This is a genomic window from Natrinema soli (assembly GCF_028618695.1).
This window is the reverse complement of record NZ_JAQIVI010000709.1, coordinates 1-10,686: the sequence shown is the minus strand read 5'-3', so window position 1 is coordinate 10,686 and position 10,686 is coordinate 1. Positions and strand designations below refer to the sequence as shown.

Here is a 10,686-nt window from a genome sequence, read left to right as displayed (position 1 = left end):
GCGCACCCGGTATCGACCTCGTCCCGGCCGGCCACGTCGTCGGCTCCCGCGCGGCGATCATCGACCTCGAGGCCAGCGACGAGGGCGACGCCCGGGAAGCGGTCGACGCTCCACAGCGCTACTGTTACACCGGCGACTTCTCGACTCGAGATCGGTGCTACCTCGAGGGGTTCGACCCGCACGCGGTCGACGCGGACGCGCTCGTCATGGAGACCACCTACGGACTGCCGACGTACCGGTTCCCGCCGCAGGAACGACTCGAGGCCGAGATTGCAGATTGGCTCCGCGACAACGACGACCGGCCGTGCTTCCTGTTCGGCTACTCGCTCGGTCGCTCCCAGAAACTGCAGTGGATCGCCCGCGACGCGACCGGCGACGACGGCCGCGAGATCCTGGTTTCCGAGTCGATCCGCGACGTGAATCGGGCGATCGAAACGGCGACGGACGGTGACCTCGCGTTCCCGGGCGAGCGCTACGACTCGCTGCGCGGCCTCTCCGACGAGATCGTGATCCTCCCGACGAATCAGGCACGAGCCGACTGGGTCGAGACCGCCGTCGACCGCGAAGCTGGAGTGAAAGCCGGCTTCTCGGGATGGGCCGTCGACGACTCCTTTCGCTATCGGGGGAACTACGACGTGACCTTCCCGCTCACCGACCACTGCGACTTCGACGAACTCGTCGCGACGGTTCGGGCGATCGACCCCGAGGTCGTCTACACCAATCACGGCTTCGACGAGGCGTTCGCGGATCACCTCGCGACCGAGTACGGCTATCGGGCGCGGCCGCTGAAGCGAGACCAGACCGCGCTCGAGGAGTTCTGCTGATGGGCATCATCGACCGCTTCGAGGAGGAGTATCTCGACGTCTCGAGCACTCGCGCGTCGGTTCGGGAGTTGCTCGAGTTGGTCGGCGGCGCGGTGCTGTTCGTCGTCGGTGCGAGCGCGCTGGCGTACTATCTGCTCGGGCGACAGATCGCAGTATGGGTCGCCGGCGGGCTCATCGTCATCTTCGCAATCACGGTCGTCTCGCAGGCCTACTGGGCCGTGACCGGCCGCGAGGACTACGAGGAGTAGTCGGCGAACCAGTGCTCGCCGCTCACCCTCAAAAGATTGTGCCGAGTACCTCGTTCGGCGACGACGGGCCACTCACGCGCCGGTCCGAAGGTGATGAAAGACATAGGTCTGGGCGTACCCCGCGTACTCGCCCCCGAGCCGTTCGCGAAGGGCTCGCGAGGTGTCGGCGTAGGTCCCGCGGTCGCAGTCGGGATAGTACTCCTCGATCGCCGATTTGAGCCAGGTATCAAGCGGGACGGCCTCGTCGAAGTCCAACGAGAAGAGGAGCACGCAGTCGGCCACCTTGTCGCCGACGCCGACGAACCGCGTCAGGTACTCCCGCGCGTCCTCGTATGTGAGATCGCGCGCCTCGGCCGGATGGGCCTCGCCGGTCGCGACCATTTCGGCGGTCCGAACGACGTAGGGAGCGCGGTACCCCAGTCCGAGTTCGCGGAGTTCGGCTTCGGTCGCGGTCGCGAGCCGTTCCGGCGTCGGAAACGCGTGGTAGGTCTCGCCGTCGAAATCGATCTCGTCGCCGTACTCGGTGGCCAGCGTCGAGACCATCGTGTGAATCCGCCCGACACGCATCTGGGCCGAGCAGATAAACGAGATCAGGCAGCCGAAGGAGGGATCCGCGACGAGTCGCATTCCGCGATGGGCCTCGTATGCCTCGTGGAGCAGCGGATCGTCCGGCCCGGCCGCGACGATCGCCTCGAGGTCGTCGTCCAGGCGCAGCAACCGGCGAACGATCGGCTCGGCGTCGGTCGTCGACTCCCACTCGAGGTCGCCGGCGCGGATCCGGACGCGGATCACGTCGCCAGCGGACGCGGCATCCGAGTCGCCGGAGACGGCGTCCGAGCCGACGACCGTCGAGTACCACGCGCCGGGTGCCGGCGTGTCGGTGTACATCTCGCCGTCGTCGCGCCGCCAGAGGTAGCTCTGTCCGCTCTCGAGGGTTCGGTACAGATCGAGTCCGCCGGCGAGTTCGTCAATTGGGATCGTCCCCGTTTCCATTCGGTCGCGCCTTGGGTCCCGCGTGCCCTTTGCCTTTCGAACCGACGCTCGGGCCGCCCCGCTCTGTGATCCGGCTCGGCAGCCACACGGCGATAGTCCCGTCGTGAGGCGAACCTTCTTACTGGAGGCGATACAATGCCTGTGTATGGATTGCAGGGTTGTGGTCGAAGCTGCCGTGCCGGTCTTCGACGTCGAAACGGAGGACGAGGCGATCCGTATCGCCATCTCGAAGACGGGTGAGATGTTGAACCCTGACCTGAACTACGTCGAGATCAACATGGGCGAGCGCGCTTCCCCGTCGGGAGAGGAGCTCCCCCCTGCGTTTATCGCGGCCGACGAAGCACTCGTCGCGCTCGAACTGGAGATGACCGTCTTCAACGTCGAGCGCGAGGAACACGCCTCGCGGATCGCACGAAAAGAGATCGGCCAACTCCTCGAGAACATCCCGCTCGAGGTCATGCACGTCGAGGTTCTGGAAGACGATGGGGATGCGGACGAACCGGCCGACGACGAGTCGACCGCTCCCGCCGACGAGTCGACAGCCACGGACTCGGCTAACGACGCCGACGAGGACGATACCGCCGAGGACGACGCGGACGACGAAATCCTCCCCGAGTTCGAGGACCTGGTCGAGTAACGGTCACACCGGCCGCTCGGTCTCCGTTTATTACCGAATTGCTCATCCACAGATCCGCTATTTGTCGGTGACGAACTCCTCGAGCAGAGAGCGATGCATTGAGTCTTGCCAGTCGACGGTGTCAGTGGCCGAAGGATACCACGAGAATCTCAGTCCGCAGTTGCGGCGACAGCTTCTTCCTGCTCACCTTCCCGCATGTTCATCGTGATTCCCCCAGCGAGCGCAAAAACGGCGGCTTTGTGATCTGTTTTCGATTTGTGGATCGATGTCGGTCGAATCCCCTTGGCTTCGTACTCGCCGAGATCGATCTGACAGTTATCCCACTCTGCACACTGATTGGATACCTCCGCGAGAAGGCCGTGAAGGTGAATGAGCTCCTGCTTCTTCATACCATCCTCTCCTACCCACTGCAGGGTTATATTATTATCTTGAGTTGCGTTAACACGCGACCTGTATCGGTCGAATGGTGTGTCATTGACGGAGACGATTCGAATGCGGTGCCTACGCGAGAGGAGCCATATGACGGGAGCACGATACGATCGTATTTACGGGCGTAATAGCTTTTTTCGCTATAATTTCTGAAAGGCTAGAGACGGAATGGTAAAAGGTTCCTACTTCGGAGCACCGGCGGCGAAAATGCGGTTTCGATCGGCCTACCCGAGCTGTTTCAACGTCTGGAGATCGCGATCCGTCCGCATGAACTCGGCAGTACGATGAGAGGCGTGACAGTTCGGACAGTGAAACATTTCGGCGGGCGTCGGGAGTTCGTCCGGAGAAACCTGCCAGTCTTTCGTACATTCGGGACACAATAGCTGGACGGTCGTTTTATCCATGCTACACACGATCACACGAGGGATCAAAAACGTTGTCGCAGTCTCGCTCGCTCGAACGGCACCACCCGCGTCAGCGCGACGCGACAGATGACAGCCGTTACACGACGATCCATACGGACTACTGCCAGTCGGTTCCGGCACACCCGCGATCAGCCATGGGTGCGCCGGGACAGCGACAGCAGACCGTATCAGTCGTCGACCCCGAGTTTACGCGGGTGCGGCCGTGTCCGACGCCTCGAGCAGTTCCTTGTAGCGGTTTCGGATGGTGACTTCGGAGATGCTGGCGACCTCGCTGACCTCGTTCTGGGTGACCTTTTCGTTGGTCAACAGGGCGGCGGCGTAGACCGAGGCGGCCGCGAGGCCGACCGGCGACTTGCCGCTGTGGACGCCCTCCTGACGAGCCGACTCGAGCAGCTCCCGGGCCATCCGCTCGGTCTCGTCAGAGAGATCGAGGTCGCTGACGAACCGGGGCACGTAGTGTTCGGGGTCGGCCGGCTTGACCTCGAGGCCGAGTTCCCGAATGATGTAGCGGTAGGTGCGGGTCAGTTCCATCTTCTCGACGCGGGAGACGGCCGAGATCTCGTCGAGGCTACGCGGCGTGCCGGCCTGGCGGGCCGCGGCGTACAGCGACGCCGTCGCGACGCCCTCGATCGAGCGCCCCGGAAGCAGGTCCTCCTCGAGTGCGCGGCGGTAGATGACGCTGGCGGTCTCGCGGACGTTCTCCGGCAGGCCGAGCGCACTCGCCATCCGGTCGATCTCGCCGAGGGCCTGCTTGAGGTTGCGCTCTTTCGAGTCACGGGTGCGGAATCGCTCGTTCCAGGTGCGCAGGCGCTGCATCTTCTGGCGCTGGCGGCTCGAGAGCGCGCGGCCGTAGGCGTCCTTGTTCTGCCAGCCGATGTTCGTCGAGAGCCCCTGATCGTGCATCATGTTCGTCGTCGGCGCGCCGACGCGGGACTTCTCGTCTTTCTCGCTGGCATCGAACGCGCGCCATTCGGGGCCGCGATCGATCTCGTCTTCCTCGACGACGAGGCCGCAGTCCGTACAGACGGTCTCGGCGTGTTCGTCGTCCGAGACCAGTCGGCCGCCACACTCCGGACAGTATTCTTGCTCGTCGGAAACCGCCGTGGTTTCCTCCTCTTCTGTTTCGGTCTCTCGGTCGTTCGTATAGGTTCTGATGCTGGTGTCTGTCATGGTGTATCGGGTGGGTTACTCGGGGCTCCCGGGTGGGGTAACCAGAAGAAACCCGGTCGCCTCAGCTAACATAGGGTAAGGCCGTAAGCCATATAAATGTTTCGCCTACTTTATAAACTACTCGTTATTACTGTTATATATGTTCCGGTTACATAGTGATTAATCGTTTGAGATATCCGGATCAGGATTCAGGTCCCGCGCGTCGAGCGAGTTCCGCTACTCGACGGTGAAGAGGTGCCCCTCCCGCGGCACGTCGAACAATCCGACGCGGGCCCCTGCATCGAGCCACGCGTGCCCGTAGGAAAACGACGCCAGCGCGTTGACGAGATCTCCCTGTTCCCGAAAGTGGTTCCCATCCTCGAGATACGACGCCGCCATCTCGTAGCAGTCGGCGGCCGCTGCCGCCATCGGGGTCCCGTCAGGCGGCGCGATCGTCGCCGCCTCGAGCGCTTCCGCGAGTAACTCGCCGTACCGGTCCGTCTTCTCCTCGAGATCGGCAGCCATGGTCGATCCTCGTCGGTCGGCCCCGTAAGTGCGTCGTCGCGTCCGCGGCGAAGTCGGCTGCGTTAACCACCATATACGTATGACCCGATCCGTCGTGTCTCTCGAGAGTGCGACTACTCCAGGTGTTCGTCCCGGACGATACGCGGGACGAAGCGCTCCGGGTACTCGAAGGTGAAGACATCGATTACGTGTTGACAGCCGAGAACAGTGACCGGTCAGACGGCGATCTGGTCACGTTTCCGCTCCCGACCCAGGCCGTCGACCACGTGCTCACGTCGTTGCGCGAGGTCGGCATCGACGACGACTTCATCGTCGTCTCCTCGATCGAGACGGCTCGCACCCCGCAGATAGAGCAACTCGAGGAACGCTACGTCAACGGGGAGGAGGCGGACGACAGCATCGCTCGCGAGGAGATTCAGACGCGGGCGCTGAACATGACCCCAAGTCGTCTCACATACTACGCGATGACGGTCCTGAGCGCGATCGTCGCGACGGCGGGCCTGTTGCTCGACTCGCCCGCGATCGTCGTCGGTTCGATGGTCATCGCCCCGCAGGTCAGCGCGGCCCTCACCGGCACCGTGGGGCTCGTCCTCGACGATCGTGAGATGGTCCGCGGCGGACTATCGTCGCTGGCGATCGGACTCGTCGTCGCGATCGGCAGCGCCTTCGCGTTCGCCTGGCTGGTGCGCTTCAGCGGAGCCGTTCCCTCGACGATCGACATCACCGCCATCACGCAGGTGCAAAACCGGATCTCGCCGGGTCTACTCGCCCTCATCGTCGGGTTCTGTGCGGGGGCAGCGGGCGCGTTCGGCCTCGCAACGGCGATCCCCGTTTCACTGGTCGGCGTGATGATCGCCGTCGCGCTGATCCCGGCCGCCGCCGCGGTCGGCATCGGGCTGGCATGGGGTCATGCGACCGTCTCCCTCGGGGCCTTCGTTCTGGTCGCCGTCAACGCTGCGTCGATCCTGCTGGCGGGGCTCGCCGTGTTCTGGTACCTCGGCTACCGACCATCGGACTGGACGGCGGGAACGCTCCGCGGAAACGTCTCCCGGGACCGCGTCGGTACCCTCGCCGTCGTGGTCGTCCTCGTCCTCGTCGTTATCGCGGGCGCTGGTATCGTCCTCGGCCAACACGTCGCCTTCGACAACGAGGTGAACGACGAGGTCAGAACCGTCCTGAGCGACGACGAGTACGACGGGCTCGAGCTGGTCGAGGTGCGGACCGAGTTCAACGACGCCGGCCTCGTCAGCGACGAGACGGTCGTCACGGTCGTCGTCCAGCGGCCCGCGGACGAACCGTATCCCACCCTCGTGGAATCGCTTCAGACGGCGCTCGAGGATCGAACCGACCGCGAGATGACGGTCTCCGTCGAGTTCGTCGAGGGCGCGACGACGGCGGACGACACCGCGGGCCCGTCACAGTAAGCGGGATCGATTGCTGAGAGCGCAAGCGGTTTAGGCACTCTATCCGAAACGTGGGACATGAGCGACCAGCCACGCGTCGAGATTTATACCAAAACGGACTGTCCGTATTGCGAGAAGGCTAAAGACCTCTTCGACAGCAAAGGCATCGAGTACGAGACGTACAACGTTACCGATGACGACGACCTGTTCGAGGAGATGGTCGAGCGCGCTGACGGGCGCAAGACCGCCCCCGAAGTGTTCATCGACGACGAACTGATCGGCGGCTGGGACGACACCAGCGCGCTCAACGAGACCGGCGAACTCGACGAGAAGCTCGGTATCGCCGACGAGAGCGACGGTGAAATCGTCGAACATCGCACGATGATCATCGCCGGTACCGGGATCGCCGGGCTGACCGCCGCGATCTACGCCGGCCGCTCGAACAACGAGCCGCTGGTCATCGAAGGCGACGAGCCCGGCGGCCAGCTCACCCTGACCACCGACGTCGCCAACTACCCTGGCTTCCCCGACGGCATCAGCGGCCCCGAGCTGGTCAACAACATGAAAGAGCAGGCCACGCAGTTCGGTGCCGAGTTGAAAAACGGCATCATCGAAACGATCGACGACTCGAGTCGCCCCTTCCGGGTCGAGCTCGCGGACGGCGACGTCTACACCGCCGACGCCGTCATCGCCGCGTCGGGTGCCAGCGCCCGCACGCTCGGCATCCCCGGCGAAGACGAACTGATGGGGTACGGACTCTCGACGTGTGCGACCTGTGACGGCGCGTTCTTCCGCGGGGAGGACATGCTCGTCGTCGGCGGCGGCGACGCCGCCATGGAGGAAGCGACCTTCCTCACGAAGTTCGCCGACACCGTCTACATCGCCCACCGCCGCGAGGAGTTCCGCGCGGAGGACTACTGGGTCGACCGCGTCGAAGAGAAGGTCGAAGACGGCGAGATCGAGATCATGAAAAACACCGAACTGACCGAGATCCACGGCTCCAAGGAAGGCGGCATCGACCGTGTTACGCTCGTCGAAAACGACAAGGGCCATCCCACTGACCGACTCGAGGACCCCGAGACCGAGGAGTTCGAGTTCGACGTCGGCGCGGTCTTCTTCGCCATCGGCCACACCCCCAACACCGACTACCTCGCCGAGACCGGCGTCGAGATGGACGCCGACGGCTATCTCAAGACCAAAGGCGGCGAGGGCGGCGGCCAGACCGAAACCCACGTCGAGGGAATCTTCGGCGCCGGCGACGTCGTCGACTACCACTACCAACAGGCCGTCACCGCGGCGGGGATGGGGTCGAAAGCCGCCCTCGACGCCGACGAGTACCTCGAGAACCGCGAGCGAGCCGACTCGAGTATCGAGGAAGCGGAGCCAGCGGCGGCGGACGACTGACGAGTTCCAGTAGTCTTCAGTTACCATCCCGAATGAGATCGTCTGCAACAGCGTCACTCGAGTTTTTCGGGTGTGTGCTTCTCCATCGTACAATACGAGTCGTTCAGACGAAACGGTCCGTCCATATCCGGGACTCGGCGACCGTTGAGATGTAATCCCTCAGTATCACAGGAAAACTAGGAATTATAATCCGAACCGTCCTTTGTCTACCCATGCACCGCGAATTCATCGAGTTGCTCGAGGCGAACGCCGAACATGCCGAAACGCACAAATCGCAGTTCGACGACGTCCAGGAGTCCCAGGAACCGGGCGCCGTCACCGTCTGCTGTTCCGACTCGAGGGTCCTTCAGGACCACATGTGGGGCAACGACGAACCCGGCCGGATCTTCACGTGCGGCAATATCGGTAACCGCGTCGTCCAGCGCACGGACGCGGGCGAGGTCGTCTCCGGCGACGTCCTCTATCCGGTCGCACACACCGGGACGGAGACCGTCGTCGTCGTGGGTCACACGGGCTGTGGTGCCGTGACGGCGACCTACGACGATCTGACCGACGGTCTGTCCGAACCCGACGGGATCAGTCACTGCCTCGAACTCCTGAAGCCACACCTCGAGCCGGGCGTCGAACTCCTCCCCGACGATGTCGACCGAACGGGGGCCGTCAATCGGCTCGTCGAGTACAACGTCGATCGACAGGTCGAGTTCCTCGCCGAAAGCGACGATATCCCGGCGACCGTCGACATCATCGGCGTCGTCTACGACTTTCAGGACGTGTACTCGGGCAATCGCGGCGAGATCCACGTCATCAACGTTGACGGCGAAACCGACGTCGACGCACTCCGGGAGGAATATCCGGACCTCGAGTCGCGGATCGAACGCCGCTGGGAGTACTGAGACGGACTCCTGTCAGTACGGTCGCTGGCGTGAGTCGAACTCGTCGAGAACGGATTGCCACAACGGACTCCCGCTGCTCACCTTTATTCAAATGGATGAAATACTCCATCAGACGATTGAAACGTTTTGATAAGTACCATCAGCCATACGCTAGTGGTAAGGTTCTTTGTGCATGGTAACTTAATCACATCTATGTCAACAGAGACGGATGGACAGGGACGGCTGTACATCCCAAAAGAGGTGCGTGAGAAGTACGGGCAGAAGTATCATATCGTCACGTACGGGGATAAACTCGAGCTGATTCCGGTTGCGGACGACCCCCTCGCCGCCGTCCGCGAGGCGGCAGGCGAGCTTCACGATGCATCAGTCGAGGAAATTCGAGAGGACATCGAGGCGGAGGCGAAAGACGAGGCTGAGGAAGCCGGCGGCGACAGATGACGATGTACGTCGAGACGGATTTCCTGCTCGCACTCGCCAAAGACACTGATTGGTTGCAGGGCTCCGCTGAGGACGCCCTCGGTGAGTACGACGTCGAAACGTCACCGTTCTCGTATCTCGAACTTCTCCTCGCTCGAGAACGCTACGAGTTCGACTACGTTCCGCTAGTGGCAAACCTGCTCGAACTCGTCCCTGTGCGGAACGAGGAAGAGAAACAGGTAGTTCTGAAAGGTGTCAACTACTACGACGAGGGAATTGCGCCGTTCGACGCCTTCCACGCGGCGACTGCGGAAACGCGAGGGATGGACGTACTCTCCTCTGAGAGGGACTACGAAGATATCGAGGTAGAACGAGTCCCACTCGAGCCGACCGACGAGGAATGACTCCGGACGGAGGATATAGTCACAGCTGAACGAAGCGTAGTACTCGTAGTGGTTGTCGTGGCCGCATGTGCAACAGACTCGCGTCGAATCTTCCGGCTGCTCATCAAGTCTGAATTTCGTATGGTGGCGTCGAGAATCGACCCCGCCCCACTAATACGCAGCTAGAAGCTCTGTAACAGCCGTCCGTATCCCTACCGACTCTCACGCTGCTCTACTTTGTTCAGTTCGATCAGCAGACGGAAGATGGCTTTCACCAGGTTCGCATCGACGTCGAACTGCTCGGCGTTGTCACCCGCTCGCTCCATGACCTGCTGTTCCTGTTTCTCGTCGGTCGTCGGCAATTCCTGTTCGTCCTTGACCGCGGCGATCGTGTCCGCGACGTAGGTTCGCTGAGCGATCAGTTCGACGATCTCCTGATCGATCGTCCGGATCTCCTCGCGCAGTTCGTCGAGGTCCATCTCTTCGGGCGTGCGATCCTCCTCGTCGATTCCGCCGTCCGTCACCGTCTCAGTGTGCTCTCGAGTCATATCGTTCGTGTTCCGTCCGTTCGCGTCTGCAGTAATCGTGTCGTTCCGTCACGCTCGTCCCATCGCGGTTGCACTCTCTCGAGCGTCGCTCGCTCGCCGACGGCGACGTAGCTCGGTCCGGTTCCGGAGAGCGAAACCCCGGTAACATCGGGTAAGACATCGATCATCGGTCCCGTCGAGAACTCAAGTGCGCCACAGAAGGCGAAGCCGTTGACGGTCATGGCCTCGCCGTAGCGCCCCTCGAGCGCCAGCTCTTCGACGAGGTCGGCCATCGGAGCGACGCGTTCGCAGGCCGACACGTCGGCGTCCGCGCTGTAGGACTGTTCGGGCGGCGTGTAGACCAGTGCGTGCCAGTCGACTTCCTCGCGGGCGAGCAGCGCGTCGGCCGTGTTGTCGGTCACCGTCACG

14 protein-coding genes and 1 pseudogene are annotated in these 10,686 nt (G+C 62.8%); 8 read left to right on the top strand and 7 right to left on the bottom strand.

Translation table 11 applies throughout. The features are described from left to right. The coding region (locus tag PGX04_RS30655) for an MBL fold metallo-hydrolase (RefSeq protein WP_273741936.1) at positions 1-824 on the top strand (824 nt) is incomplete at its 5' end. Next, positions 824-1,072 (top strand): hypothetical protein, encoded by a 249-nt coding sequence (locus tag PGX04_RS30650; RefSeq protein WP_273741935.1) that lies wholly within the window; start codon positions 824-826, stop codon positions 1,070-1,072. The genes PGX04_RS30655 and PGX04_RS30650, both read left to right, overlap by 1 nt. 72 nt (positions 1,073-1,144) lie before the next feature. Here PGX04_RS30650 and PGX04_RS30645 read toward each other — a convergent pair whose 3' ends face one another. Next, positions 1,145-2,065 carry a DNA-3-methyladenine glycosylase family protein gene (locus PGX04_RS30645; protein WP_273741934.1) on the bottom strand — a complete coding sequence of 307 codons (921 nt, stop codon included), beginning with the start codon at positions 2,063-2,065 and terminating at the stop codon, positions 1,145-1,147. Positions 2,066-2,210: 145 nt separating this feature from the next. On the opposite strand from PGX04_RS30645, the gene PGX04_RS30640 reads away from it, so the two are divergent. Further along, positions 2,211-2,702 (top strand): DUF555 domain-containing protein, encoded by a 492-nt coding sequence (locus PGX04_RS30640; protein ID WP_273741933.1) that lies wholly within the window; start codon positions 2,211-2,213, stop codon positions 2,700-2,702. 149 nt (positions 2,703-2,851) lie between these two features. Here the strand turns inward: PGX04_RS30640 and PGX04_RS30635 are convergent, their stop codons facing one another. The 4 genes from PGX04_RS30635 to PGX04_RS30620 form a co-directional block, all read right to left on the bottom strand. Further along, positions 2,852-3,091: a UPF0058 family protein gene (locus tag PGX04_RS30635; RefSeq protein ID WP_226042422.1), complete on the bottom strand. Its 240-nt coding sequence runs from the start codon at positions 3,089-3,091 to the stop codon at positions 2,852-2,854. A 264-nt stretch (positions 3,092-3,355) separates the two neighbouring features. Beyond that, positions 3,356-3,535 carry a DUF7836 family putative zinc-binding protein gene (locus tag PGX04_RS30630; RefSeq protein ID WP_098726156.1) on the bottom strand — a complete coding sequence of 60 codons (180 nt, stop codon included), beginning with the start codon at positions 3,533-3,535 and terminating at the stop codon, positions 3,356-3,358. 207 nt (positions 3,536-3,742) lie between these two features. After that, positions 3,743-4,726 carry a transcription initiation factor IIB gene (locus PGX04_RS30625; protein WP_273741932.1) on the bottom strand — a complete coding sequence of 328 codons (984 nt, stop codon included), beginning with the start codon at positions 4,724-4,726 and terminating at the stop codon, positions 3,743-3,745. A 216-nt stretch (positions 4,727-4,942) separates the two neighbouring features. Continuing rightward, positions 4,943-5,230: a DUF357 domain-containing protein gene (locus PGX04_RS30620; protein WP_273741931.1), complete on the bottom strand. Its 288-nt coding sequence runs from the start codon at positions 5,228-5,230 to the stop codon at positions 4,943-4,945. A 107-nt stretch (positions 5,231-5,337) separates the two neighbouring features. Between PGX04_RS30620 and PGX04_RS30615 the strand changes: the two genes are divergently transcribed. From PGX04_RS30615 to PGX04_RS30595, 5 genes are all read left to right on the top strand, one after another. Next, positions 5,338-6,654, top strand: coding sequence for a DUF389 domain-containing protein (locus PGX04_RS30615; RefSeq protein WP_273741930.1), 1,317 nt, complete (start codon positions 5,338-5,340; stop codon positions 6,652-6,654). Between the two features lie 57 nt (positions 6,655-6,711). Beyond that, positions 6,712-8,037 (top strand): FAD-dependent oxidoreductase, encoded by a 1,326-nt coding sequence (locus tag PGX04_RS30610; RefSeq protein ID WP_273741929.1) that lies wholly within the window; start codon positions 6,712-6,714, stop codon positions 8,035-8,037. Positions 8,038-8,249: 212 nt separating this feature from the next. After that, positions 8,250-8,930, top strand: coding sequence for a carbonic anhydrase (locus PGX04_RS30605; RefSeq protein WP_273741928.1), 681 nt, complete (start codon positions 8,250-8,252; stop codon positions 8,928-8,930). A gap of 192 nt (positions 8,931-9,122) precedes the next feature. After that, complete coding sequence (locus PGX04_RS30600) at positions 9,123-9,368, top strand: AbrB/MazE/SpoVT family DNA-binding domain-containing protein (protein WP_273741927.1); 246 nt, start codon at positions 9,123-9,125, stop codon at positions 9,366-9,368. Then, entirely contained in the window at positions 9,365-9,751 is a 387-nt protein-coding gene (locus tag PGX04_RS30595) for a PIN domain-containing protein (RefSeq protein WP_273741926.1), read from the top strand. The genes PGX04_RS30600 and PGX04_RS30595 overlap by 4 nt, the downstream gene beginning before the upstream one ends. 191 nt (positions 9,752-9,942) lie before the next feature. Here the strand turns inward: PGX04_RS30595 and PGX04_RS30590 are convergent, their stop codons facing one another. Beyond that, on the bottom strand, positions 9,943-10,278 hold the full coding sequence (locus tag PGX04_RS30590; protein WP_273741925.1) for a chorismate mutase: 336 nt from the start codon (positions 10,276-10,278) through the stop codon (positions 9,943-9,945). After that, a pseudogene (locus PGX04_RS30585) lies at positions 10,275-10,686 on the bottom strand (shikimate kinase); the annotation flags it as partial. The gene PGX04_RS30590 and the pseudogene PGX04_RS30585, both read right to left, overlap by 4 nt.

Coding starts and splice junctions, on each gene's coding strand:
- PGX04_RS30605 (WP_273741928.1), top strand. CDS start 8,250: ATGCACCGCGAATTCATCGAGTTGCTCGAGGCGAACGCCGAACATGCC.
- PGX04_RS30645 (WP_273741934.1), bottom strand. CDS start 2,065: ATGGAAACGGGGACGATCCCAATTGACGAACTCGCCGGCGGACTCGAT.
- PGX04_RS30590 (WP_273741925.1), bottom strand. CDS start 10,278: ATGACTCGAGAGCACACTGAGACGGTGACGGACGGCGGAATCGACGAG.
- PGX04_RS30620 (WP_273741931.1), bottom strand. CDS start 5,230: ATGGCTGCCGATCTCGAGGAGAAGACGGACCGGTACGGCGAGTTACTC.
- PGX04_RS30650 (WP_273741935.1), top strand. CDS start 824: ATGGGCATCATCGACCGCTTCGAGGAGGAGTATCTCGACGTCTCGAGC.
- PGX04_RS30640 (WP_273741933.1), top strand. CDS start 2,211: ATGGATTGCAGGGTTGTGGTCGAAGCTGCCGTGCCGGTCTTCGACGTC.
- PGX04_RS30610 (WP_273741929.1), top strand. CDS start 6,712: ATGAGCGACCAGCCACGCGTCGAGATTTATACCAAAACGGACTGTCCG.
- PGX04_RS30625 (WP_273741932.1), bottom strand. CDS start 4,726: ATGACAGACACCAGCATCAGAACCTATACGAACGACCGAGAGACCGAA.
- PGX04_RS30595 (WP_273741926.1), top strand. CDS start 9,365: ATGACGATGTACGTCGAGACGGATTTCCTGCTCGCACTCGCCAAAGAC.
- PGX04_RS30600 (WP_273741927.1), top strand. CDS start 9,123: ATGTCAACAGAGACGGATGGACAGGGACGGCTGTACATCCCAAAAGAG.
- PGX04_RS30630 (WP_098726156.1), bottom strand. CDS start 3,535: ATGGATAAAACGACCGTCCAGCTATTGTGTCCCGAATGTACGAAAGAC.
- PGX04_RS30635 (WP_226042422.1), bottom strand. CDS start 3,091: ATGAAGAAGCAGGAGCTCATTCACCTTCACGGCCTTCTCGCGGAGGTA.